At 61.6% G+C, this 25,959-nt stretch carries 19 protein-coding genes; 10 read left to right on the forward strand and 9 right to left on the reverse strand.

Annotation, left to right across the window (positions count from 1 at the left end; genetic code table 11):
* Positions 1–10: 10 nt before the first annotated feature.
* A complete protein-coding gene (locus KF794_00300; GenBank protein ID QYK45197.1) occupies positions 11–232 on the reverse strand; it encodes an acetyl-CoA carboxylase biotin carboxyl carrier protein subunit in 222 nt (73 codons plus the stop codon).
* Positions 233–319: 87 nt separating this feature from the next.
* Here KF794_00300 and KF794_00305 point away from each other — a divergent pair, with 87 nt between their 5' ends.
* Entirely contained in the window at positions 320–1,867 is a 1,548-nt protein-coding gene (locus tag KF794_00305; GenBank protein QYK45198.1) for a methylmalonyl-CoA carboxyltransferase, read from the forward strand.
* A gap of 9 nt (positions 1,868–1,876) precedes the next feature.
* Here the strand turns inward: KF794_00305 and KF794_00310 are convergent, their stop codons facing one another.
* A complete protein-coding gene (locus tag KF794_00310) occupies positions 1,877–3,289 on the reverse strand; it encodes a sodium:proton antiporter (GenBank protein QYK45199.1) in 1,413 nt (470 codons plus the stop codon).
* A 147-nt stretch (positions 3,290–3,436) separates the two neighbouring features.
* Here KF794_00310 and KF794_00315 point away from each other — a divergent pair, with 147 nt between their 5' ends.
* Positions 3,437–4,204: a glucose 1-dehydrogenase gene (locus tag KF794_00315; protein QYK45200.1), complete on the forward strand. Its 768-nt coding sequence runs from the start codon at positions 3,437–3,439 to the stop codon at positions 4,202–4,204.
* Positions 4,205–4,333: 129 nt separating this feature from the next.
* On the opposite strand, the gene KF794_00320 is transcribed toward KF794_00315, so the two are convergent.
* Genes KF794_00320 through KF794_00345 form a run of 6 tightly spaced genes read right to left on the reverse strand, consistent with a single transcriptional unit; the run spans position 4,334 to position 12,983 of the window.
* On the reverse strand, positions 4,334–5,560 hold the full coding sequence (locus KF794_00320) for an acyl-CoA dehydrogenase family protein (GenBank protein ID QYK45201.1): 1,227 nt from the start codon (positions 5,558–5,560) through the stop codon (positions 4,334–4,336).
* 25 nt (positions 5,561–5,585) lie between these two features.
* Positions 5,586–6,737, reverse strand: a complete 1,152-nt coding sequence (locus tag KF794_00325; protein QYK45202.1) for an acyl-CoA dehydrogenase family protein — start codon at positions 6,735–6,737, stop codon at positions 5,586–5,588.
* 28 nt (positions 6,738–6,765) lie between these two features.
* Positions 6,766–7,965, reverse strand: coding sequence for a pimeloyl-CoA dehydrogenase large subunit (gene pimC / locus KF794_00330; protein QYK45203.1), 1,200 nt, complete (start codon positions 7,963–7,965; stop codon positions 6,766–6,768).
* A 14-nt stretch (positions 7,966–7,979) separates the two neighbouring features.
* Positions 7,980–9,161 carry an acetyl-CoA C-acyltransferase gene (locus KF794_00335; GenBank protein ID QYK45204.1) on the reverse strand — a complete coding sequence of 394 codons (1,182 nt, stop codon included), beginning with the start codon at positions 9,159–9,161 and terminating at the stop codon, positions 7,980–7,982.
* 10 nt (positions 9,162–9,171) lie between these two features.
* The gene (gene pimA, locus KF794_00340; protein QYK45205.1) at positions 9,172–10,884 is read right to left on the reverse strand and encodes a dicarboxylate--CoA ligase PimA; all 1,713 of its coding nucleotides are present in this window, start codon (positions 10,882–10,884) and stop codon (positions 9,172–9,174) included.
* Entirely contained in the window at positions 10,881–12,983 is a 2,103-nt protein-coding gene (locus KF794_00345; GenBank protein QYK45206.1) for an enoyl-CoA hydratase/isomerase family protein, read from the reverse strand. Before KF794_00345 ends, pimA begins: the two co-directional genes overlap by 4 nt.
* Before the next feature lie 222 nt (positions 12,984–13,205).
* Between KF794_00345 and KF794_00350 the strand changes: the two genes are divergently transcribed.
* The 3 genes from KF794_00350 (at position 13,206) to KF794_00360 (ending at position 19,025) form a co-directional block, all read left to right on the forward strand.
* Positions 13,206–14,030, forward strand: a complete 825-nt coding sequence (locus KF794_00350; protein ID QYK45207.1) for an IclR family transcriptional regulator — start codon at positions 13,206–13,208, stop codon at positions 14,028–14,030.
* A 282-nt stretch (positions 14,031–14,312) separates the two neighbouring features.
* The gene (locus KF794_00355) at positions 14,313–16,457 is read left to right on the forward strand and encodes an EAL domain-containing protein (protein ID QYK45208.1); all 2,145 of its coding nucleotides are present in this window, start codon (positions 14,313–14,315) and stop codon (positions 16,455–16,457) included.
* A gap of 9 nt (positions 16,458–16,466) precedes the next feature.
* Positions 16,467–19,025, forward strand: a complete 2,559-nt coding sequence (locus tag KF794_00360; GenBank protein ID QYK45209.1) for a response regulator — start codon at positions 16,467–16,469, stop codon at positions 19,023–19,025.
* A gap of 18 nt (positions 19,026–19,043) precedes the next feature.
* Here KF794_00360 and KF794_00365 read toward each other — a convergent pair whose 3' ends face one another.
* Positions 19,044–20,000, reverse strand: coding sequence for a crotonase/enoyl-CoA hydratase family protein (locus tag KF794_00365; protein ID QYK45210.1), 957 nt, complete (start codon positions 19,998–20,000; stop codon positions 19,044–19,046).
* A 523-nt stretch (positions 20,001–20,523) separates the two neighbouring features.
* Between KF794_00365 and cpaB the strand changes: the two genes are divergently transcribed.
* The 5 genes from cpaB (at position 20,524) to KF794_00390 (ending at position 25,956) form a co-directional block, all read left to right on the forward strand.
* On the forward strand, positions 20,524–21,369 hold the full coding sequence (cpaB, locus tag KF794_00370) for a Flp pilus assembly protein CpaB (GenBank protein QYK45211.1): 846 nt from the start codon (positions 20,524–20,526) through the stop codon (positions 21,367–21,369).
* A gap of 32 nt (positions 21,370–21,401) precedes the next feature.
* Positions 21,402–22,838, forward strand: a complete 1,437-nt coding sequence (locus KF794_00375; GenBank protein ID QYK45212.1) for a type II and III secretion system protein family protein — start codon at positions 21,402–21,404, stop codon at positions 22,836–22,838.
* Positions 22,825–23,154, forward strand: a complete 330-nt coding sequence (locus KF794_00380) for a hypothetical protein (protein QYK45213.1) — start codon at positions 22,825–22,827, stop codon at positions 23,152–23,154. The genes KF794_00375 and KF794_00380 overlap by 14 nt, the downstream gene beginning before the upstream one ends.
* Before the next feature lie 169 nt (positions 23,155–23,323).
* Entirely contained in the window at positions 23,324–24,526 is a 1,203-nt protein-coding gene (locus KF794_00385; protein QYK45214.1) for a response regulator receiver protein, read from the forward strand.
* 5 nt (positions 24,527–24,531) lie between these two features.
* Positions 24,532–25,956, forward strand: coding sequence for a CpaF family protein (locus KF794_00390; GenBank protein QYK45215.1), 1,425 nt, complete (start codon positions 24,532–24,534; stop codon positions 25,954–25,956).
* Positions 25,957–25,959 lie beyond the last annotated feature (3 nt).

Consider the following 25,959-nt stretch of genomic DNA (forward strand, 5'->3'; position numbering starts at 1 on the left):
TGCTTAACGCTCAGGACTCCAGAACCGCGAGTTTCTGCCCTTCCTCGACAGTCGCGCCTTCCTCGACCAGTAGAGCCTTTACCCGTCCGCCCTTCGGAACGAGGACTGGAATTTCCATCTTCATGCATTCGAGAATGAGCAGCGTGCCTTCACTCTCAATATGGCTGCCGGGCTGCGCTTCGATCTTGCGGACGATCCCGCTCATTTCCGAGCGAACTTCGAATTCGGCCATTTTCATTTCTCTCGCGGGATGGCGTAGGCTTGCGCAGCATTCTGGCCGCCGCCGTATTCTGTCAAGCGCCGTAATGGATTCAGGGAAATGAGCTGGGAAAAAGAACTCGAGGAAATGCGCCGCCGCGAACAACTCGCGAAGCGGATGGGCGGCGAAGAAAAAGTGAAACGCCACAAGGATGCAGGCAAGTTCACGGTGCGCGAGCGCATCGAGAAGCTGCTCGACAGCGGCAGTTTTCACGAAGTCGGCGTGCTCGCAGGTAAGGGCCGCTACGGCGACAATGGCGAACTGCTCGATTTCCAGCCCGCGAATTTCGTGTTCGGCCGTGGCCGCATTGATGGGCGAACCATCGTTGTCGGCGGCGATGATTTCACCGTGCGCGGCGGCGCGGGTGATGCCGCGATCATGCAGAAGCAGGTTTCCGCCGAGCAGATGGCGAACGAACTCCGTATCCCGGTCGTGCGACTCGTGGACGGCACCGGCGGCGGCGGTTCGGTGAAGACCATCGAGATGCTCGGCTTCACGTATCTCGCGCACAATCCGGGCTGGAATTTCGTGGTCGATAATCTCGGCCAGGTGCCGGTCGTGGCGCTGGGCCTTGGTTCGGTCGCGGGCCTCGGCGCGGCGCGCATGGCGTCGAGCCATTATTCGGTGATGGTGAAAAACCTTTCGCAGATGTTCATCGCCGGGCCGCCGGTGGTCGCGCGTACCGGCGTGACCATGACCAAGGAAGAACTCGGCGGCGCGGACATTCATGCAAAGGCCGGGGCCATCGACGACGTGGTGGAGACGGAGGAGGAAGCCTTCGCCCGTGCGCGGCGCTTTCTCTCTTATCTTCCGTCATCCGTTCACGAATTGCCGGAACGCGCTGCACAGGACGACGACCCTGCGCGGCGCGAGGAGTTTCTGCTCGCCGCCGTGCCGCAGGACCGCCGCAAGGTCTACGACATGCGGAAGATCGTGAACGCGCTCGTTGATAAGGGCACGTTCTTCGAGATGTCGCGCAAATTCGGCGGGCCAGCGATCACGGGCCTGGCGCGGCTCGACGGCTGGCCGGTTGCGCTGCTGGCAAGCGATCCTTTCGTTTACGGCGGCTGCTGGACCGCCGACGCCGCGCAAAAGGTCACGCGCTTCGTCGATCTCGCGAACACGTTTCACCTGCCGCTCGTCAATCTGGTGGACGTGCCGGGTTTTGTGATCGGGCCGGAGTCGGAGAAGGCGGGCACCATCCGCCACGGCGCACGCGCGCTGGCCGCGATCTATCAGTCGGAAGTGCCGCAATGTTCGGTGATCGTGCGCAAAAGTTTCGGCGTTGCAGGCGCTGCGCATACGAACCACACGAAGCTGCATTATCGCTTCGCATGGCCTTCCGGCGACTGGGGTTCGCTCCCGATCGAGGGCGGTATCGAGGCCGCCTATCGCGCGGAACTGGAGGCTTCCACCGATCCGGTGAAACTGATGGGGGAAATCGTCGAGCGGCTGAATCGTTTCCGCTCGCCGTTTCGTACCGCCGAGACGTTCATGGTCGAGGAAATCGTCGATCCGCGCGACACGCGAAGACTGCTATGCGAGTTCGCAAACCTCACCGCGAAGTTGCGAAAGCCAGGCCCGCGCGCCGCGCCGATGCGTCCGTGACGCGCGGCGTCAGCGGAAGAACAGGAAGGTCGTGACGATGAACAGCGGCACGAGGATCAGCCCCGACCACAGCATGTAGCCGAAGAAGCTCGGCATCTTGATGCCGCCGTTGCGTGCAATCGCGTAGACCATGAAGTTCGGCGCGTTGCCGATATAGGTATTCGCGCCCATGAACACCGCGCCTGCCGAAATCGCGGTCAGCGTGAGTGCGCCGCTCGTCATCAGTTTCTGCGGGTCGCCACCCGCAAGCTCGAAGAACACGAGATAGGTCGGCGCGTTGTCGAGGAACGAGGAAAGCACTCCCGTCAGCCAGAAGTAGGCGACGTTGTTTGCGCTGCCGTCCGGGTTGGTGACGAGCGCGACCAGCGGCGCGAACGCGCCGTTGCGCCCGGCTTGCAGCATCGCCAGCACGGGAATGATCGTGATGAAGATACCCGCGAACAGCTTGGCGACTTCCTGAATCGGTCCCCAGTTGAAGCCGTTCGCTTCATGGTTCGATTTCGGCGTAAGCCAGAGCGAGACCAGCGTCACGGCGATCATCGTGAGGTCGCGCAGGACGTTCTGGACCGCCACTTCGGTGCCGAGCACGGTGAAGGTGCCGAGCTTCACTTTCGCGCTCAGCAAGATCGCGGCGATGATGACGCCGATCAGGATGAAATTGATGCCGCCGCGCACGCGGACCGGCTTGTCCGGGGTCGGATCTTTCGGAAGATGGCCTTCGCGCTTGTAGATGATGCTGTCCAGCACGAAGAAGCCAACAAGCAGCACACCCGCACAAAACAGGGTTTCGGGAAGCAGGTTCGTCGTGGTCCAGAAGAAATCGACCCCGCGCAGGAAGCCGAGGAACAGCGGCGGGTCACCGAGCGGCGTCAGCGAGCCGCCGATATTGGAAACCAGAAAGATAAAGAAGACGAACACATGCACGTTGTGCTTGCGGTCGTCGTTCGCGCGCATCAGCGGACGGATCAGCACCATCGAGGCGCCTGTGGTGCCTATGATGCTGGCGAGCACGGTGCCGATGCCGAGCAGCGCCGTGTTGGTTGCAGGCGAGCCGTGCAGGTTTCCGGATACGACGATGCCGCCGGCCACCGTGAACAGCGCGAGCAGGAGCAGAATGAACGGAATGTATTCGAGGAAAGCGGTATGCGAGAGCGCGTTTAGCGCGGGCGTGAAACCGTAGGCCAGCGCGAGCGGGATCAGAACCAGCGCGGCCCAGAGCGCGGAAATCTTTCCGAAATGGTGTTCCCAGAAATGGGGGGCGAGCAGCGGGAACAACGCAATCGAAAGCAGGACGCCGGCGAAAGGAAGCGCCCATGCGAGGCCGAGCGCGGCACCGTTGATCTCGGCGGCGCTCGCCTCGGAAATGCCGGCCGCGAATACCACGAGTGCGGCGATAGCCGTATTCCGAAGCGAACTGCGCATTTCCGTCCCCCAAGGCACCTTGATTTTTGCAGGACAGTAGCCTGCGAAACCGTAACCTCACAACCTTTCGCTTTGCGGCACTTCGCCGGCCAAGGTGGACAAGGGATGCGAAAGTGGTTGAATCCTGCGCAAACCGGAGGAAGAAGAATGAAATCGCCGTTCGACATCGCAGGGAAAGTGGCGCTCATCACCGGCTCCAGCCGTGGCATCGGCCGTTCGATTGCGGAGACGATGGCCGGCCTTGGCGCGAAAGTCGTCGTGTCCTCGCGCAAGGCCGACGCCTGCGAGGAGGTGGCCAAGGCGATCCGCGCCGACGGCGGGGAGGCGACTGTCATCCCCTGCAACATCTCGCGCAGGAGCGAAGTCGAGGCGCTGGTCAAAGGCACCAAGGATAAATACGGCCGCCTCGACATTCTGGTCTGCAACGCCGCGGTGAACCCGGCGTTCGGGCCGATGATCGACATTACCGACGAGGCGTTCGACAAGATCATGGGGTCGAACGTTAAGAGCAACGTCTGGCTCTGCAATCTCGCAATCCCCGATATGGCGAAGCAGGGCGGCGGCTCGATCATCATTATTTCCTCGATCGGGGGCCTGCGCGCTTCGCCGATGATCGGCACCTACGGCATCTCCAAGGCCGCGGACTTCGCGCTCGCGCGCAACTACGCGCAGGAATGGGGCCACAAGAACATTCGCGTGAATTGCATTGCGCCGGGCCTCATCAAGACCGATTTCGCCCGCGCGCTATGGGAAAACGAGCAGCTTGCGAAAGAGCGCAATGCCAAGACGCCGCTGCGGCGCATCGGCGAGCCGGACGAGATCGGCGGCGTGGCTGCGTTCCTCGCGTCACCCGCGGCGAGCTACATCACCGGCGAAGTGATCGTGGTCGATGGCGGCGTGACCATCGCGCCGTAAGCAAGGCGCGCTAGAAAATAAAAAAGCCCGGCAACTGATGTCGGATCTACCCGACATCGGCATATTCAATGCTCAAGCCGGGTAAACCCGGCTTTGGAGGCCGGGCTTTTTCTTCTTTGTGAACGGCGTTCAGCGCGCGTTGCCGCCGGTCGCCATGTATTTTTTCAATTCCATCTTGGCGATGGTTTCGCGATGCACTTCATCCGGGCCGTCGGCGAGGCGCAGCGTGCGGTTTCCGGCCCACGCTTTTGCCAGCGGGAAGTCGGACGATACGCCGCCGCCGCCATGCATCTGGATCGCGCGGTCGATGACCTTCTGCGTCATGTTCGGCGCCACCACCTTGATCATCGCGATTTCGGCGCGCGCTTCCTTGTTGCCGAGTTCGTCCATCTTGTGCGCGGCATAGAGCGTGAGCAGCCGCGCCTGGTCGATGTCCATGCGCGATTCCGCGATCCAGTGGCGGTTTACGCTGTGTTCGGCGAGCTTCTTGCCGAAGGCCGTGCGCGAAACCGAACGCTGGCACATCAGTTCCAGTGCGCGTTCGGCCGAGCCGATGGCGCGCATGCAATGATGAATACGGCCCGGTCCAAGCCGGCCTTGCGCGATTTCGAAGCCGCGGCCTTCGCCGAGCAGGATGTTCGAGACCGGCACGCGCACGTTTTCGAATACAACTTCCGCGTGACCGTGCGGCGCGTCGTCGTACCCGAACACGTCGAGATGACGCAGCACCTTCACGCCCGGCGTGTCCATCGGGACCAGGACCATCGACTGGCGCTTGTGCAATTCCGCTTTGGGATCGGTCTGGCCCATGAAGATCGCAATCTTGCAGCGCGGGTCGTTCGCACCGGAGGTCCACCATTTGCGGCCGTTGATGATGTAGTGATCGCCGTCGCGCTTGATTTCGGACTGGATGTTGGTGGCATCCGACGACGCAACCGCTGGCTCCGTCATAGCGAAGCAGGAACGGATCTTCGCTTCCATCAGCGGCTCGAGCCACTGCTTATGGTGTTCCTTGGTGCCGTAGCGGAGTATCGTCTCCATGTTGCCGGTGTCCGGCGCGGAGCAGTTGAACGCTTCCGGGCCGATCGGCGAACGGCCCATGATCTCGCAGATCTGGCCGTATTCGTAGTTGGTGAGGCCGTCCTTATGTTCGGCTTTCGGCAGGAACAGGTTCCACAAGCCTTCCGCGCGCGCTTTCTTCTTCAGTTCGTCCATGATCGGCGGGCTTTTCCAGCGGTCGCCTTGCTCTTCGAGCTGGCGCGCATAGACCGGCTCCGCGGCATAGACATTTGCGTCCATGAAGGCCGCGACTTTCTTTTTCAGCTCGGCCGCGCGCGGCGAAAGTGGAATGAACATTTTTTCTTCTCCCTTACTTTTTTCCTTATGCAGCGGACTCGAAGCCGCCCATGTTTCCGAATCGTTCGAGGTGATAGTCGGCGTCGCCGAACTGAATGTCGATGGCAGTGGCCCGCTTGAACCAGTGGCCGACTTTCAATTCCATCGTCATGCCGATGCCGCCATGCAACTGGATCGCCTGTTCGCCGACGAATTGCGCGGAGCGGCCGATCTGCGTTTTCGCCGCCGACATCGTCTTGTGGCGGGTAATCGCATCCGCTTCGTTGACCATCATGGTAGCCAGCATCGTCATGCTTTTTGCCTGTTCGGCTGCGATGAGCATTTCGACGTTGCGATGTTGCAGCACCTGAAACGAGCCGATGGTGACACCGAACTGCTTGCGCGTGCGGATGTAATCGGTGGTCGCTTCGGTAAGCGCCGCCAGCACACCGACCGCTTCGCCGCAGAGCGCCGCAATGCCGTCATCCACCACCTGTTCGATCAAAGGATATGCGGCGCCCGGCTTTCCGATCACTTGATCTGTGTCAACGCTTACGCCGGAAAGCTGGATTTCGGCAGCCGTCAGTCCGTCCACCGTGCGATAGCCGCGGCGCGAAACGCCGTTCGCTTTCGCGTCGACGATGAAGAGGCCAAGGCCGTCGCGGTCGCGCGAATTGCCGGAGACGCGCGCGGTGACGACGATGAAATCGGCCTGATCGCCGTTCAGCACCACGCTTTTCTGGCCGTCGAGCGTGAAGCCGTTGCCGGAAGGTTTCGCGGTGGTCTTCACGTCGAACAAGTCGTAACGCGACTGGCGCTCGGTATGCGCAAACGCGCCGGTGATCTTTCCTTCGGCAATGGCTGGAAGATATTTATTCTTCTGCGCATCCGTTCCGAAACGGCGCAGGAATCCGCCCGCGAGCACGACGGTCGGCAGGTAAGGCTCCAGCGCGAGCGCATTGCCCATCGCGCTCATGACAATCATGGTCTCGACCGGGCCGCCGTTGATGCCGCCGTGTTCTTCGGCGAAGGGCAGGCCGAGGATGCCGAGTTCGGCATACTGCTTCCAGATCTCGCGGCTCCAGCCGTCCGCGCTTTCCAGAATCTTCTTGCGGTGTTCGAAATCGTATTTGTCGCCGAGCAGGCCCTCGATGCTGTCTTTCAGCAACTGCTGCTCTTCGGAAAACTCGAAATCCATACGCTTGTCTTTCTTTCCTCTCCCGGCCTCAGAGGCCGAGGATCGCTTTCGCGATGATGTTCTTCTGAATCTCGTTCGAGCCGCCGTAGATCGAGACCTTGCGATAGTTGAAATAGTTCGGCGCGAGCGGACCTGCGTAATCCGGGCCGATCGGCAATGCGTTCGAGCCGGTTTCATCCTCATCGGTGAAAGGCAGCGCGAACGGGCCGACGACTTCCATCAGAAGGTCGGTGATGCCCTGCTGGATTTCCGAGCCTTTGATTTTCAGGATCGAGGAAGCCGGGTCCGGCTTGTTGTCGCGGCGCTTTCCTTCGGCGGCGACGACACGCATCTGCGTCATCTCCAGCGCCTTCAGTTCGATCTCCAGCTGCGAGACCTTGGCGCGGAAGCGCGGGTCTTCCATCATCGGCCTGCCGCCCGACATTTCCTTCGAGGCAAGCTCTTTCAGGCGGCGGATGCGCTCCTTCGAGATGCCGACGCGCGCGATTCCAGTACGCTCGTTGCCGAGCAGGAACTTCGCGTAATCCCAGCCGCGGTTCTCCTGGCCGACCAGATTCTCGTAAGGCACCTTCACGTTGTCGAAGAATACCTCGTTCACTTCCTTGCCGCCGTCGATCAGTTGAATCGGGCGAACCGTGATGCCCGGCGTCTTCATGTCGACGAGGATGAAGGAAATGCCTTCCTGCTTCTTTGCTTTCGTATCGGTGCGCGCGAGCACGAAAATCCAGTCGGCATATTGCGCAAGCGTGGTCCAGGTCTTCTGGCCGTTGATGATCCAGTGGTCGCCTTCGCGCACGGCCTTGGTGGAAAGACCGGCGAGGTCGGAACCGGCGCCCGGCTCCGAGAAGCCCTGACACCACCAGTCGTCGATGTTGGCGATGCGCGGCAGGAAACGCTTCTTCTGTTCTTCCGAACCGAACGCCGCGATCACCGGGCCGACCATGCTGACGCCGAACGGCAGCGGATCGGGCGCGGGCGCGCGTTGCAGTTCTTCGAGGAAGATATACTTCTGCACCGGCGTCCAGCCGGTGCCGCCGTATTCCTTCGGCCAGTTCGGAACGGCCCAGCCTTTTTTATTCAGGATGCGCTGCCAGTCGACGATGTCGGCTTTTTCCAGCTTGCGGCCTTCGATCAGCTTGCGGCGGGTTTCTGCCGGAACGTTCTTGCTGAAGAACTCGCGCACTTCGTCGCGGAATGCGATTTCTTCCTTGGTGAAATTGAGATCCATCGCGATCCTCCGCGTTACTGGATTTCGAACAGGCCGGCGGCACCCATGCCGCCGCCGACGCACATGGTGACGACGCCGTACTTCGCGTTGCGGCGCTTGCCTTCGATCAGCACATGCCCGGTGAGCCGCGCTCCGGTCATGCCATAGGGATGGCCGACCGCGATCGAACCGCCGCTGACGTTCAGTTTTTCCGGGTCGATGCCGAGCTTGTCGCGGCAATAGATCACCTGCACCGCGAAGGCTTCGTTCAGTTCCCAGATGCCGATGTCGTCGATCTTGAGGCCGTGACGCTTGAGCAGGCGCGGAATTGCGAACACCGGTCCGATCCCCATTTCGTCCGGCTCGCAGCCCGCCGCGACGAAGCCGCGGAAAATGCCGAGCGGCTTCAGGCCCTTCTTCGCCGCCATCTCCGCGCTCATGATGACGGTCGCGCTCGCGCCGTCGGAAAGCTGGCTCGCATTGCCCGCGGTGACGGAGCCGCCTTCGCGCACGGGCTTGAGCGAAGCCAGCCCCTCCGCGCTGGTATCGGGACGCGGGCCTTCGTCCTGCGAGAGCGTGATGTCTTTGTAGGAGACTTCCTTGGTCGCCTTGTCCACGACCGCCATCTTGGTCGAGATCGGCGCGATTTCTTCCTTGAAGCGGCCACCCTGCTGCGCGGCGGCCGTGCGGCGCTGGCTTTCCAGCGAATATTCGTCCTGCGCTTCGCGCGAAATGTTGTAGCGCTTGGCGACCACTTCCGCCGTGTCCAGCATCGCCATGTAAACGTCGCCCTTGATCTTCTTCAGTTCGGGATCGACCGCGTGAAACATGTTCATGTGCTCGTTCTGCACGAGGCTGATCGACTCGCCGCCGCCGCCCACTGCGATTTCCACGCCGTCGAAAATCACCGACCGCGCGGCCAGCGCGATGGCCTGCAAGCCGGACGCGCATTGGCGGTCGATGGTGGTGCCTGCGACCGAGACCGGCAGTCCCGCGCGCAGCAACGCCTTGCGCGCGATGTTGCCGCCGGTCGCGCCCTGCTGGAGCGCCGCGCCCATCACCACGTCCTCGACTTCGGCGCCGTCGATGCCGGCGCGCTTCACGGCATGTTCGATGGCATGACCGTAGAGCGTCGCGCCCTCGGTGTTGTTGAACGCGCCGCGATAGGCCTTGCCGATCGGGGTGCGGGCGGTGGAAACGATGACGGCCTCACGCATTGCGATTTCCTCACGGGTTGTTTGCGCCGGCGGTAGCGGGCGTATTTTGCTGTTTCATAGCTTGGTATTTGCGGCGCTCCTCCTCGACAAGCTCTTTCTTGGAGAGCTTGCCGACCGATGTCATCGGGAGAGCGTCGCGAATTTCGATAGCCGCAGGCATCTCGTGCTTGCCGACCTTGTCGGCGAGGAATTCCCTAACGGCATCAAGCGTGAGCGGCGTTGCGCCGGCGCGCATCTTGATGAAAGCCTTTGCCGCCTCGCCGCGATAATCGTCCGGCACGCCGATCACGATCACGCCTTCGATATCGGGATGCTCGAACAGCGCATATTCGATCACGCTCGGATAGACGTTGAAGCCGCCGGAGATGATCATGTCCTTCTTGCGGTCGACGAGGAACAGCCAGCCGTCCTCGTTCATGTAGCCGATGTCGCCGGTGAGGAAATAACCGTCGCCAACGAAGGCGTTCTTCGTCTCTTCCGGCTTGTTCCAGTAACCCGCGAAAACATTCGGCCCCTTGATGCGCATTTCGCCGGTTTCGCCGAACGGCAGCACGCGCGACGGATCGTCGAGCGCGACGATATCCATATAAAGTCCCGGCAGCGGCAGGCCGATGGTGCCGGCAGGCGCATCGCCGTCATAGGGCAGGTTCGTTCCGGCCGGCGACGTTTCCGTCATGCCCCAGCCGCCGCGCAGCGAAATGCCGGTCAGCTTCTTGAAGCGCTCGAAGATTTCGACGGGCAGCGGCGCGCCGCCGGACGCGCACATCGAAAGCGAGGACAGGTCGCGCTTTTCGAGGCCCGGCGACGAGACCAGCGCGATCCACATGGTCGGCACGCCCGGAAAATAATTGGCCTTCTTCTCCTCGATATCGCGGAACGTGGTCTCGACATCGAAGCGCGGTCGCAACATGCACTCGTTGCCCTGGTCGATTGCGCGAAGGAACACCGAGCTGAGCGCATAAATATGAAACAGCGGCAGGACGAGAATGACCTTCTCGCCGGATTTGATTTCGCGCTGCGCCGCGGCCCAGTTCTTGTAGATCGAGTTGGTGCTGGTCAGGTTGCGATGAAGGATCATCGCGCCTTTCGGCAGTCCCGTGGTGCCGCCGGTATATTGCAGGAGCGCGATGTCGTCTTCGCTCACTTCCGGCCATTGCGACGGAGGCGATGCCAGCGAAAGCAGGCTTTTAAGCGTGATCGAGCGGCCGTTCGCCGGGATCGGATCGTAATTGATGGGTGCGGGGCCGAATTCGGCATCGTCGCCGACGATCAGGTGATCGAGCAGGCCTTCCGCGTCGAGCTTCAGTGCGCGCGTGACCATGCCGGGAAAGTTCGTGGTCACCATGATCCGCGCACCGGAATCTTTCAGCTTGTGCGCAAGCTCGCGCTCCGCATCCAGTGGCGACATATGCACGACGCGCCCGCCGCATTTCAGCACCGCGAAGAACATGATGGGATGCACGGGCGTATTCGGCAGGTAGAGACCCACCGGCGTTCCCGGCTTCACGCCGAGCGAAATCAGTCCAGCCGCCGCGCGCGAAACGAGATCGTTCAGTTCCTTGTAGGTCGTGCGCTTGTCGCGATATTCGAGCGCGTAATTGCCGGGATAAGTGGCGGCCGCGCGTTCGAACAACTCGTTCACCGTGCCCGCGCGCACCGGCGCCGCCCAATCCACCTTCGGAGGATAGGACTTCTCCCAGGGGAAAGGGCGGGCGTGCGTCATGATGCTTTTTTCATTCCGCTTGCGAGCGACGCGAAGGTGCCGCCTTCGTCGGCGAGTTTGTTCAGGAGCGCAGCGGGCTGGAGCGTCTCGTCGCCGGACTCTTTCGCGTAATGCGCGAGCCGGTCGCGGATATGTTTCAGGCCAACCGTGTCGGCGTAATGCATCGGCCCACCGCGCCACACCGGCCAGCCGTAGCCATAGAGCCAGATCACGTCGATGTCGCCGGGACGCGCCGCGATTCCTTCTTCGAGAATTCGCGCGCCTTCGTTGATCATCGGATAGACCGTGCGCTCGATGATTTCCTGCTTCGAAACCGGGCTGCGCTTGATGCCTTTACGCGCTGCGGCGTCGAGAATGATCTTCTCGACTTCCGGGTCCGGGATCGGCGTCCGCGAACCCTTCTCATATATATAGTAGCCCTTGCCGGTTTTCTGGCCGAAGCGTCCGGCCTCGGCCAGCGTGTCGGCGACTTCGTTGCGTTTTCCCAGCGCACGGCGGATGCGCCAGCCGACATCGATGCCCGCGAGGTCGCCCATCGCGAACGGTCCCATCGGGAAACCGAATTCGGTGGTGGCCGCGTCCACTTCCTGCGGCAACGCGCTTTCGAGGATGAGCCGGTCGGCCTGCTCGCCGCGGCGATGGAGCATGCGGTTGCCCACGAAGCCGTAGCAGACGCCGACCACGACCGGCACCTTGCCGATCTTGCGGCCGACGGAGATAGCGGTTTGCAGCGCGTCGAACGCGCTTTTCTCGCCGCGAACGATTTCCAGCAGCTTCATGATGTTGGCGGGGCTGAAGAAGTGCATCCCGATGACGTCCTGCGGACGCGAGGTCGATTCCGCGATCTCGTTTACGTCCAGCGTGGAGGTGTTGGTGGCGAGCACCGCCCCCTTCTTCGTGATTGCGTCCAGCTTGCCGAAAATCTCTTTCTTGAGATTCATCTCCTCGAACACGGCTTCGATCACCATGTCGGCGTCTTTCGCGGCCTCAAGGCCGACCGCGCCCTTGATCAGGCTCATGCGCTTTTCGACATCGGCTTCCGCGATGCCGCCGCGCTTCGCGGTGTTCTCGTAATTGGTGCGGATTTTCGCGAGGCCGTTCTTCAGGAATTCCTCGGTGGTTTCGATCAGCATTACCGGGATTCCGGCATTCGCGAAGCACATCGCAATGCCGCCGCCCATGGTGCCGCCGCCGATCACTGCCGCCTGCTTCACGTCGCGCGCTTTCGTACCGTCCGGCATATCGAGCACTTTGGTCGCTTCGCGCTCGGCGAAGAATGCGTGGCGCTGCGATTTCGATTCTTCGGTGACGAGCAGTTCGATGAACTTCTGCCGCTCGCGCTTGACCGCTTCCTCGAACGGAACGTCGAGTGTCCACTTCACCGCTTCGATGGCCGCTATCGGAGCCTTGAGACCTCTATTGCGGCCCGCGGCCTTGGCCGCGATCTCGTTATAGGAATCCGGATTGGCGCGAAGGGCGGCGAGCTTGTCGTCGATGCGGCTCGCGCGTTTCAGCGGCATCTTTTCCGCGACCGCCTTCTTCGCGAACGCGATTGCGCCCGCCGTCAGGTCGCCTTCGACGATCTCGTCGACCAGCCCGTCTTTCAGCGCCTGCGAGGCCGAAACCGGGTTGCCGCTCAGGATAATGGGGAGCGCCTTCTCCACGCCGATCAGGCGCGGCAGGCGCTGCGTTCCGCCTGCGCCCGGAATGAGGCCGAGCTTGATTTCAGGAAGTCCGAGCTTCGCGTCTTTCGTTGCCACGCGATAATTGCAGCCGAGCGCTACTTCGAGGCCGCCGCCCAGCGCGGTGCCGTGGATCGCGGCGACCGTGGGCTTCGACACGTTATCTATGTCGGTGATGACGTCGATCAGCGTCGGCGCCATCGGTGGTTTGCCGAACTCGGTGATGTCCGCGCCCGCGATGAAAGTGCGTCCGGCGCAGGCCAGCACGATCGCCTGCACGCCCGCGTCGGCATCGGCTTCTTTGAAAAAGCGTTGCAGGCCCGCGCGCACTGCGTGTTTCAGCGCGTTCACGGGAGGATTGTCGACGGTGATAACGGCAATCGCGCCCTCGCGGCGCAGCGTGACTGGTTCGCTCACTTTATTCCCCGGCGTTTCCCGTTTCGTTTTTCTTTTGGTTCTTTGCCCGCAAGCGTAGCGGATTTTCGCCGCGCGGCGAGCCGTTCCCCGCTCAAGTCACGAATGCAGCCCGGATTTGCCAGTTTCGCTATGCGGAACAGCGTTCTGCATTCTTGACGCGAAAGCTAGAAAGTGGTGCGATTGAAGTCAATCGAAACGCGCATAAGAAGCAGGGGCTTAGGCGTGCACAGTCCGGATGTGGCGGCGAAACGTACCGACAGTCAGTTCAGCGAACTCGACGAAGGCAACGACCGTAAATTCGTCGTCGCGCTGGCCCGCGGGCTGGATGTGCTGCGCGCCTTCACGCCGGGTGAATGGCTGCTCGGCAACAACGAAATTGCCGAGCGCACGGGACTGCCGAAAACCACCATCTCGCGGCTGACCTATACGCTGACCAAGCTCGGCTATCTGACCCACCTTGAGCGGCTCGGAAAATATTCGCTGGCGCCTGCCGCGCTTTCCATCGGCTACTCGACGCTCGCGAACCTGCGCATCCGCCAGGTTGCGCGCAAGCAGATGCAGGATTTCGCGAACTATGCGGGCGCCTCGGTCGCGCTCGGCAGCCGCGACCGCATGCACATTATCTATATCGAGCACTGCCGCTCGAAATCGGACGGTCTGCTGCGGCTCAATCTCGGCTCGCGCATCCCGATGGCGACCACCGCGATGGGCCGCGCGCTGATCGCAGCGCTTCCCGAAGACGAGCGCGACTGGCTGATGGGCCACATCAAGCGCCACGCCGGCGAGAATTGGCCGGGGGTGAAATCCGGCATCGAGAAAGCAATCCGCGACGTCGCCGAGCGCGGTTTCACCACTTCCTTCGGCGAGTGGGAAAAAGATGTGTTCGCTGTCGGCGTGCCCATCGTTCCGGCCGACGAGTCCGGCGTCTATGCGCTCAACTGCGGTGCCAATATCTACCAGACCTCGCGCGAAAGGCTCGAAGAAGAGATCGGTCCCCGCCTCGTCAACCTCGCTAAAAACATCGAGGCCGCACTGGCCGGCGGCTGAGCGGGCGAAGCTGTATCGCTATATATAATGACTCCCCGTCTTTGCGGGGAGCTTTTCGTTGCGTGGCAACGAAACGTTAGCCTTAACGAATCCGGAATCGTTAGCAGAGCGCAAAGTTCGCAAGCTCTTACACCTAACAAATCGTCACGACACGATTAGCAGCTTCTTCAACAATCATTGCTAGAGAATACGGGTTGAACTGCGGCTTTCGTCTCGAAAGCCGACGGAGCAAGCAAAAATAGTGCGCCGCAGAGCGGCAAACGGGGGAAGGCGTTACACGGCATGTCGCTCATCGTTATCGTCGACGACCGTATTACGAACCGCAACATCTTCTCGAAGCTCGCCGCTTCGATCGAGGATGGCGTCGCGGTGCGCTCGTTTGGCGATCCGATCGAAGCGCTGGAGTGGTTGAAGGACAATACCCCCGACCTCGTCGTCACCGATTACAAGATGCCGAATATCGACGGTGCCGAATTCGTGCGCCGCTTCCGCAAGCTGCCGGAATGCGTCGACGTGCCGGCCGTCGTCATCACCGTTTATGAGGAGCGCTCGCATCGCATAAATGCGCTGGAAGCGGGCGCAACCGACTTCCTGCAAAGTCCGGTCGATCACCACGAATTCCTGACGCGCGCCCGTAACCTTCTCAAGCTCCGCAAGCAGCAACTCGTCATCAAGAGTCGCGCGGTCGAGCTGGAGAAAGAGCTGATCGACAGCGAGCGCTTCCGCAAGGAACTGCTGCGCGACAGCCGCGAGCGACTAGCGCAGGTGATCGACACCGTTCCCGCGATGATCAGCGCGACCGACAGCGACGGCCGCTGCGTGTTCCTCAATGCTTTCACTGCTGTCTTTCACGGTGTCGATGCTTCGCAAGCGGTCGGTATGCCTGCCGCCGACATCTTCAAGAACGTGGTGCAGAACAATGCCGGTCTCGACCGCCTCGTGTTCGAGAACGGCAAGGGCCTGCCCAGCTACGAAGAAGAGATCACGGACCGCGCCGGCAATCGCCATGTATTCCTAACCACGAAGTCGCCGCTGCGCGACCGCGCTGGTCAGGTCATCAACGTACTGACCACTTCGCTCGACATTACCGAGCGCAAGGAGGCGGAAGAACATCTCCACCATCTCGCGCACCACGATCCGCTCACGGGTCTGCCGAACCGCACCTTCTTCCATGACAGCGTGCGTCGTCAGATCGCACGTACGCGCCGCGGCGACCGCCAGTTCGCGCTGCTGCTGCTCGATCTAGACCGCTTCAAGGGCGTGAACGACGTGCTTGGCCACCATCAAGGCGACCAGTTGCTGAAGGCCGTTTCGCAGCGCCTCTGCAATGCGGTGCGCGAAACCGACATTGTTGCGCGCCTCGGCGGCGACGAGTTTGCGATTTTGCAGACCGAGATCGGCCGCACCGAAGACGCGGTGACGCTCGCACAGAAAGTCATCAAGGCGCTCGAAGAACCGTTCGTGCTCGACGGACAGGAAATCAATTCGACCGCGAGCATCGGTATCACCGTGCATCCAACCGACGGCGTGGACGTCGACGTGCTCTTGAAGAACGCGGATCTTGCGATGTATCAGGCGAAGGCCGAGGGCCGTAACGCCTGGCGCGTATTCGCAAACGACATGCACACCATCGCGCGCGAAGCTATCGTGCTGGAAAGCGATCTGCGGCAAGCGCTCGCGCGCAAGCAATTCCTGATGAACTACCAGCCGCAGATCAATCTGCGCAGCGGTCAAATCGTCGGTGCGGAAGCGCTGCTGCGCTGGCGGCGTCCGGGGTGCGGTCTGGTACGCCCGGCGGAATTCCTGCCGCTCGCGGAAGAAAACGGTCTCATCGTTCCGATCAACGAATGGGTGCTGATCGAAGCCTGCGCGCAGGCGAAGGCTTGGCAAAAGCCGGGCCGTCCGCATTTCCGCATGGCGGTGAACCTGTCCCCGGTACAGTTCCGCAAGCAGGACATCCGCCAGCATGTGCTCGATGCGCTGCATCGCACCGGTCTCGATCCGCACTGTCTCGAACTGGAGTTGACCGAAAGCATCCTGATGCAGAATCCGGAATCGGCCGCGAACGATGTGCGCGCGCTGCAGGAGATCGGCGTCACCTTCTCTATCGACGATTTCGGTGTGGGCTATTCCTCGCTGTCTTATGTGAAGAACTTGCCGATTGATCGTCTCAAGATCGATCAGGCTTTCATTCGCGACGTAAACACCGATCCCAACGACGCGGCCATCGTGCGCGCAATCATCACGCTGGGACACAGCCTCAACCTCGAAGTCATCGCGGAAGGCGTGGAAACCGCCGAGCAGCTTGCGTTCGTCCGCAACGAAGGCTGCGACGACGTGCAGGGCTACTATTTCAGCCCGCCGGTTCCGGCCGAGGATTTCGAATTCCTGTTTGAGCAGCAGAATCTGCTGGCCCGCACGGCATAAGAGGGTCTCATGGAAACGGCAGCAAACAAGCCCTCGCTGATCGGATTTTTGAAGTCGCGCCTGCGCAATCGCCCTGACGGCGAGCATGAGATGGTGATCAATCGTGTCGCCATCAGCGCGCTGATCCTTATCTATCTCGGTGGCGCGGCCATGTTCGGCACGATCGTGCCGCGCGAGGCCGTGATTCTCACGACGCTGTTCTTCGGTATTTCTTTCGCATTCCTCGCGCACATGCTCTACCAGCCCGGCGTATCGGTGCCGCGGCGTGTGACTGCGATATTCTCCGATCTCGGTTTTCTGTCCTGGGGCATTCACGCCGGCGACGAAGCGCTTTCGCTGCTCTATCCGATCTTTCTGTGGATCATCTTCGGCAACGGCTTCCGCTTCGGCTTGCCCTATCTGTTCGGTTCGATGCTGGTTGCGGTGGCTGGTTTCTCCGCGGTAGTCGCGACAACCGAGTACTGGGCCTCGCACCCGAAGCTCGCTTACGGCCTGATCGGCGGGCTGGTTATTCTGCCGCTTTACGCCGCGACGCTGATCAAGAAGCTGCAGCAGGCAAAAAGCGAAGCCGAGCAGGCGAACAAGGCAAAGAGCCTGTTCCTTGCCAGCGTCAGCCATGAATTCCGCACGCCGCTGAACGCCGTGATCGGCATGAGCGACATGCTGCGCGATACGAAGCTCAACGCCGAGCAACTCGATATGACGCAAACCATCCGCGGCTCCGCGCGGACGCTGCTTGCACAGATCAACGAGATTCTGAACTATTCCCGCATCGAAGCGGGCCAGATGCCGGACCAATCCGTCGACTTCGATCTGCACTCGGTCATGGGGCAGGTGCGCTCGATGCTCAGCGCGCAGGCGAAGGAAAAAGGCGTACGTCTCTCGTTGCATGTAACGCCGCAGACGCCGCGCATGTTGCACGGTAATTCGCGAGCGCTGCACGACATTCTCACCAATCTCGCCGCCAATGCGGTGAAATTCACCGGTCACGGCAACATCGTGATCGCAGCCCACGCGCTCGAACAGAAAGACGGCACCGCGCGTCTTCGCTTCGAGGTCAGCGATACGGGTATCGGCATCGCGCCCGCGGCAATCGGCAAGATTTTCGAGAGCTTCACGCAAGCCGACGAATCCATCATCGACCGTTTTGGCGGTACCGGCCTCGGCCTCGCGATCGTCAAACAACTGGTCGAGCGCCAGGGCGGCCGCATCGGCGTGGAAAGCGAACTCGGCAAGGGCAGCACGTTCTGGCTCGAACTTGGCTATCGCACCCCGGAACAAGGCGTGGATGCCGCGCAGATGCCGGACCTCGCCTCCTCGCGTGTCATTCTTCTCACGCGCAACAACGAAACCGGCACGCATATCGAAAAGATTATCGAGAGCGCGAACGCTGTTGTAGAAGTCGCGCGCTCGCCAGGTCAGGCTTGCGATCAGGCTTCGCTTCCTTCCACCGGCAACATTCGCCGCACCATAGTCATCATCGATGACTCGCAGCTTGGCACCGACCGCGCTGCCGTCAGCAGCATGCTGTATCGCCTGCACGATACCGGTAATCTGTCGCTTATACTGGTAAGCGGTGAGACCGCAGATGCGCTTCCGGCGCTTCCGGTCCGCTTCGATTATGCCTCGGTCGTTGCTGCGCCGGTTACGCAAGAGGCGCTCGCGGCTGCGCTGACCGCTGCATCCGCCGGCGAAGCCGACGATTCCGAGAGCGACGAAGTCGAGAAGCAGGTCTCGAATCGCAAACTATCGGTGCTGGTCGCCGACGACAACAAGACCAACCAGAAGGTGATTGCCAAGATTCTCGAACGTGCCGGCCACGACGTCAGCATTGTCGAGAACGGCGAGCAGGCGCTCGATGCCATGCAGGCCAAGGCATTCGACATCGCGCTGATGGACGTGAACATGCCGGTGCTGAACGGCATCGAGGCGACCAAGCTTCACCGCTTTGCTTCGCTCGGCAAGCCGCGCCTGCCGATCATCGCGCTGACTGCGGACGCGACGCCGGAAACCAAGCAGCGCTGCGAAGAGGCGGGCATGGACGCCTGCGTCATCAAGCCGATCGAACCGGCACGCCTGCTCAACATCATCGATACGATTGTCGGCGCCCGCACCGTGAGCGATCAGGAGGCTTTCACGGAAAGCGAAACCGTGAAGCGAATCACCTCGCATCCGAAGTTCCGCAATGCCGATTCTTCCTCGATCGACACGCGCGCCCTGTCGGACCTCGAGTCGCTCGGCGGCGCAACTTTCGTCCGCGAGTTGATCGCTGACTTCAACCGCGAAACCGCGAGCCTGCTGCTAGACCTGAAGCGTTCGATCGAATCCGGCGACGTGACGGCGTTGCGCGAGGAGTTGCACGCCCTGCGCAGCGGTGCCGCGAATATCGGCGCACGCCGCATTTACAAGATGTGCCTGGCCTGGCGTCACATCGGCGAGCGCGAGCTTGCCTCGCACGGCACGGAATATCTCCGCAAGCTGAATGCCGAGTTCGAGCGCGTCCGCGATGCGCTGATTGCCTACGCCGAGGACAAGCCGGAAACAGCGGAAGCGACGCTGAAAGCCTGACGCTCCGCCTCGCTGCTGCTACGAACTGACCGGGCGCAACGAGCCGCCCGCCGCGCGGCGTTTGTCCTGTGCCGCGACCAGCCGCTCCATCTTGCGCAGGTCGATTTCCTTCAGTTGTAGCGCCGTCTCGACCCAGATCTCCGCGATGTCGCGCAACTCCTCGTAGGGCAGGGGATGCGTCTTGCGCCGCGCCTGATAGACTGCGCATTGCGAAGTGAAGCGCCGCCCACGATTGGCGAGATAGTCCCGCAACACGGTTTCGCCTTCGCCCGGTTCGGCGAGAATGTTGATCAGCCCCATCGCGTGTAGCTCTTCCGCGTCGTAAACGCGTCCGCTGAGGATCATCTGCTCGGCGCGTGCGGCGTCCAGCCTGCGGCTGAGCAGACTATAGGCGCCCATGCCGGGGAACAGGTTGAACAGGATTTCGGGAAATCCGAATTTTGCGTGCCGTTCGGCGACGATGAAGTCGCACGCCAGCGCGGATTCGAAGCCGCCGCCGAGCGCATCGCCCTGCACCAGCGCGACCGTCATCACCGGAATATCCAGCCCGATCGCATTATTATGAAGCACGTCGATGCAGGCGCGCGCGTAACTCATCAGCGCGTGCCGGTCGCGGGTACGGATGAAGCGGGCCAGCGAGTTCAGGTCGCCGCCGAGGTTGAAGATGCCGGGAATCCGCGAGCCGAGCACGAAATACTGCACCGGCGTTTCGCCAGGCCGCGCGTCGGCGCAGGCTTTCTTGATCGCCTGCTGGAGCGAGTCGAGGTCGCGCAGCATGCCGCGCGTGTAACTGGGCCGCCCCTTGGGTTTCATGTAGCACCAGCAGGCCCGCGTCGAATTGTCGAATTCGACGTCGAGTTCCGAAAAGTGCTGGTTCGGAAAACTGGCGGGAACCGGCGCGCGGTATGCCTCGCCGTAATTCTCTGGCGGGACGAACCACGGGTTCGAAATCAAGGTGTACTTCGGAAGGCTCATGCTGCGCGAGCTCCGTTACGCACTGACCAAGTCCGGTAGCAGGCAAACGAGGTGCCAGAGCCTTCCCGGCCCGAATAAGGGCAGAGATAGCCGCATTCTTGGTGTCCGCCGCCGAACAACTGACGATCACCTTAATACATTGTTCACCATATTGCCCGCGGTTTCGGCAGGTTTGGTTAATGGAACTCCGGATGCGTGCATGCATGGGCAAGGCGGCGCGCCGATGACGCCGCCGGTATTCCGCTCCGTTCAGCGATAACAAAGAAACAGCAGGGCGCGTCCCTAACTTCAAATGCAATCAGCCTGAACGAATTGCAAATCGCGCATGAACGGATTCGCGTGCATTCGCGGCATTCCGTACACGAGTAAGAAACCGACAACGATATGGTTTCATGCGCGCTTCATCATAAAGCAATTGCACCGATTTCCTTCACGGATTCCACACTGCGGTCGAGCTTCTATTAGCGAACAGGGACAGACTTTGTTCGCGGAGTAGAACGTCTTGCGGATCAGCGCGTTGCTCATGATCGTGGTAGCCGTCGTGTTCGGCGCGTTGGCGGTGTTCGTCGCGCAGTCCTGGCTGAACAGCCAGAACGACGCGCGCATCAAGAACATGCCGGCTCCGCAAGTCGTCAAGACGCGCACCATTGTCGTCGCCGATGCACCGCTACGTTTCGGCGTCGAACTCTCCCGCCAGAATTTGCGCGAAGTGCCGTGGCCGGACGCCGCGATTCCGGATGGCGCTTTCGCATCCGTCGAAGCGCTGCTCGGACAAGGCAAGCGCACCGTGTTGCTTGCGATTGCGCCGAACGAACCGATCCTCGCCACCAAGATCACCGGCGCGGGTCAGCGCGCCACGCTATCGGCGGTGCTGACGCCGGGCATGAAGGCGGTAACGCTGCGCGTCAGCGATATCGAGGGCGTCGCGGGCTTCGTGCTTCCCGGCGACCGCGTCGACGTGATGCTCACCCGTATCGGCGAGCGCGGCGGCAACGGCAGCTCCGACATCGTGCTCCAGAACGTGAAGGTTCTCGCTATCGACCAGATCGCCGACGACCGCGTGGACAAGCCCGCGGTGGTGAAGGCGGTAACGCTCGAAGTCGATACGGTTGACGGGCAGAAGCTCGTCCTCGCGGGTTCGAGCGGCACGCTTTCGCTCGCGTTGCGCAAGGCCGGCGATCTAGCGGTAGATCCGACCCGGCAGATCACGCTCGACGACCTGAACAAGCAGCAGAAAAAGAAAGACACGAAGAACAGCGGCTTCTCGACCATTTCGGTCATGCGCGGAAATAAAAAAGAAAACTACAGCGTGCCTGCCGAACAGCAGCCGCTGACCAACAGCGCAGTCAACCAGGGAGTCATCCAGTAAGCCGGGCTGGCTTGCGGATTACGGGGGCTTACATGAGTGACAGGATCAACGGGCGTTTCGCCCGTAATTTCCGCCGCGTGCTGGTCTCGCTGCTGGCAACGGCGATTGCGGGCGCCAGCCCGCTCGCGGCCGTTTCCGCAGGCAGCGCGCAGGCGCAAATGCAGCGCGTGAAATTCCATCCCGGTCACAAGACGTCGCAAGTGCGCGTTCCGGTCGGCAAGTCCGAGAACATTCGCACCAACACTTCTTTCCTCGACATCGTGGTCGGCGACCCTGAAGTTGCCGACGTCATGCCGCTCACCGACCGCACGCTCTCGGTGCTGGGCCGCAAGATCGGCCTCACCCGTATTTCGGTTTACGGCGAGGGCAAAGTGCTGGTCGGCGTGTTCGACATCGAGGTTTCGCACGATACGCAGCAGATCGCGGCCGCCATCCGCGCCCAGTTCCCCGAAGCGAAGGTCCGCGTCTCGACCGTGAACGGCCGCATCCTGCTGGCTGGTCTGGTCACCGACGGCATCATGCTCGACCGCATCATGACCTTCGCCAAGCAGTTCAGCCCTGACGTGATCAATTCGATGAGCGTGGCAGCGCCGCAGCAGGTGATGCTGGAAGTGCGCTTTGTCGAAGCCTCGCGCAACGCAGGCCGCGAACTCGGCGTGCGCTGGGATGTGGTCGGCAACAATATCGCGGCGACCGCGGGCACTGCCGGTTTGCTTTCGGGCAGCACGCCGTTCGGCGTCGCAATCGGCACGTTGCTGAACAAGGGCGTGCGCGTCGACGCGATGATCCAGGCGCTCGAAGATCGCGGCGTTGCGCGCCGTCTGGCCGAACCGAACCTCGTCGCGTTATCCGGCGATACCGCAAGCTTCCTCGCGGGCGGCGAGTTTCCGTTCCCGGTCGCGGCGCAGAACAACCAGATCACGATTCAGTTCAAGAAGTTCGGCGTTGGCCTTGCCTTCACGCCGACCGTGCTTTCCGGCGGCCTGATCAACCTGAAGATCGAGCCGGAAGTCAGCCAGCTCGATCCCACCAACACGGTGCAGGTCGGCAACGTTTCGATCCCGAGCATCATCGTGCGCCGCGCCACCACGACCATCGAATTGCGCGACGGCCAGAGCTTCGCCATCGCGGGTCTGCTGCAATCGAATACGACGACCGCCGCCGCACAGCTTCCCTGGATTGCCGACGTTCCGGTGCTGGGTACGCTGTTTCGCAGCGCGCAGTATCAAAAGAAAGAAACCGATCTCGTCATCATCGTGACGCCGCGGCTGGTGCAGCCCGCGCGCCCCGGCGACCGGCTGCGCACGCCGCTTGAGGCAACCGTGCCGCCGAACGACAACGATCTTTTCGTCAACGGCCGCATGGAAGTAACGCCCGCCGACATCCGCAAGATGTATGGCCCGGTGGCGCAGCGTCCTCAGGTCGGCCACATGCTCGATTTGCCGGAGGTGCCCAATGGCGCGCAGTAACTCGACAAGCTGCATGAAGCAGGTCGCGCTCGGCGCCGTGCTTTCGCTCTGTCTCGCGGCGTGTTCCGACTTTTACTATGATCGCCGCGACAGCGTTCATCTCTCCGCGGGCGACGCAAACGCGAACAACATCGCAGTGCAGACCATCGACTTGTGGCCGCGCGAGGCCGCGAACCGCACCATCCATACCAACGGCGAAGTATCGCAGAAGGCAATCGAGCGTTACCGTCAGGGCAAAGTCATCCAGCCGCGCGGTCTTGGCACCAGCTCGGTTGAAGTCGCGCCGACCAACAACGGTCCCGCGGTTCAGCAGTAACAGAAAGCAATCTGCGTAAACGGTTCTCTGCCGGCGCCGCCATGCGCCGGCAGTTTTGTTTCGGTGAAAGCGATCGTTCAATTTCTATTCAATTGATGCCCGCATTTTTATTCGGCCGAAAGGCGCAATCGCTATTCTGTTTGCGGTTCCAAGGGGTGCCGGACGGGCAATGAACGCGAACAACAAGAAACCGGATTCCGCGACGAATGTCGTGCTGATTTCGACCGATGCCGATTTCCGGCAGATGGTCGTCGATACATTCGCGACGCATCCGCAAATCGCTCTCGACCAGTTCGATACCGGCATTTCCGGCGCGCCTGATGCCGCGCTGAATGCTGCGGCGGTCGTCGTCGTCGATCTCGACGCCAGCAAGGATGACCAGATCGCCGAGCTTGCGCAGCTCACGACGCGGCCCGGCATCGCGCCGATGGTAGTTGTCACCGAATTCTTCGACGAGAACGTCGCGCGCCGTCTTCTACAGATCAGGGTCGCGGATTTTCTGGTGAAGCCGGTCGCGCCGATCGAACTGGTTCGCGCTTGCGCACGTGCGGCGAAAGCGCCGCCGCCTGGCGAGCCGGTCGCAGAGGCGGAGATTTTCACGTTCCTTCCGGCTGCCGGCGGCGTCGGCGTGACCTCGATTGCGATTCAGTCTGCGCTGTTGTTGCAGGGAACTTCCAAGCGCGGTTCGTCGACCTGTCTGGTCGATCTCGATTTCCAGCACGGCGCAGTCGCCGACTATCTCGATCTGGAGCCGCGCCTAGACCTCAGCGAAATCGAGCCGCGCCCGGAGCGCCTCGACCGGCATCTCCTCGAAGTCATGCTGACGCGCCATTCATCGGGCCTTTCGGTGATCGCCGCGCCGCACCGTCCTGCAGAAATGCGCTCGTTCGACCCGGTGATGGTGACGCGCCTGCTCGATCTCGTTTCCGCTAATTTTCGCTACGTCGTGATCGACATGCCGCGCACATGGTTTTCGTGGACCGACAGCGTGCTGCTCGGCTCGAACAAGTTGTTCATCGTCAGCGAAATGACGATCCCCGGCCTGCGCCACGCGAAAAAGCTCGTCTCGGCGATCAGCGAGCGCCATGGCGAGAACTGCAATCCGCAAGTCATCGTGAATCGCTTCGAGCAGCGCATGTTCGTGCCCGGCCTGAAGCACGGCGATATCGAGTCCGCGCTCGGAAAATCCTTCGCGGGAACGCTGCCGAACAATTTCCGCATCGTGCGCGAGGCTATCGACCGTGGCGTGCCGCTGGAGGAAGTGAAACCCGGCAACAACGTCACGATGGCGCTGCGCAAGCTCATCATGCCGCACGCAGCGGCAAAAAGTGAGACAGGCGGCCTGAAACGTCTGTTCGCGCGGGCAGGGTGACGCTGATGCTGGGCCGTTTCACTTCCCGCAGTGCTGTCGCCGCTTCCAATCCTGCGCCTGAGACAGTGGCGGAACACACGCCGCTGGTGCCTTCGCTTCTCGAGAATCTCGCGAACACGCCGGAACCCGAGCCAGCCGGTGCACAGAATCTTCTGCTGACCAGCAAGATGCTCGACGCGAAAGTGCGCCTCCATCGCAAGGTGATCGAGGAGTTCAATCTCTCAGCCATGGAGAAGCTGCCGGAGGAGGAAGTCCGTCGGCAGGTTTACAATATGGTTTCGCAGTTCACGAAGGCGGAACGTATCGCGCTCAACGCGCACGAGCTTGATGAATTTGTGAGCGAGATCATCGACGAGATGACCGGCCTCGGTCCCATCGAGCCGCTCCTGAAAGATCCGACCATCAACGACATTCTCATCAACGGGCCGGAATGTGTTTTCGTCGAGCGCATGGGCATGCTGGAATCGACGCCGGTCCGCTTCAAGGATGAGCCGCATCTCCTGCGCATCGTGAACAAGATCGTGTCCGCGGTCGGCCGCCGCGTGGATGAATCGCATCCGCTTTGCGACGCGCGCCTGCTAGACGGCTCGCGCGTCAACGTCGCAATCCGCCCGATTGCGGTGGACGGCCCGCTGGTCTCGATCCGTAAGTTCTCCAAGAAGCCGTTCAACCTGAACAAGCTGATCGACATCGGCGCGATCCGGCCGCAGATGGCCGAAGTGCTCGCGGCCGCCGTGAAGGCGCGCGTGACGCTGCTCATCTCCGGCGGTACCGGTTCCGGCAAGACTACGATGCTGAATGCGCTTTCCGCGTTCATCTCGGAGAAGGAACGCCTCGTCACCATCGAAGACGCCGCCGAATTGCAGCTTCAGCAGCCGCACGTCGGCCGCATGGAAACACGCCCGCCGAATATCGAAGGCAAAGGCGAAATCCGGCAGCGCGAACTGGTGAAGAACGCGCTGCGTATGCGTCCCGACCGCATCATCCTCGGCGAGTGCCGCGGCGAGGAAGCCTTCGACATGTTGCAGGCGATGAACACCGGCCATGAAGGCTCGATGGCGACGATCCACGCCAACGCACCGCGCGAAGCGATCTCGCGTCTCGAGCAGATGATTGGCATGGCCGGAATGCCGATGACGATTGCGAGTATCCGCGGTCAGATTGCATCTGCCGTGCGCATGATCGTGCAGTTGCAGCGCCTCTCCGACGGCAAGCGTAAAGTCACGAGCATCGCGGAAATCACCGGCATGGAGGGCGACATCCTGCAGATGCAGGAAATCTTCCAGTACAAGCGTACCGGCACCGCGGCCGATGGCACGGTGGAAGGCGAGTTTCGCGCGACCGGCGTGCGTCCGCGCTTTCTCGCCGATCTGGTCGCGCGCGGCATCAACATTCCCGGCATTTACTTCGATCCGGCGCAACCGCTCTGACCG

It is taken from the genome of Xanthobacteraceae bacterium (genome assembly GCA_019454205.1).
GTDB lineage: Bacteria > Pseudomonadota > Alphaproteobacteria > Rhizobiales > Xanthobacteraceae.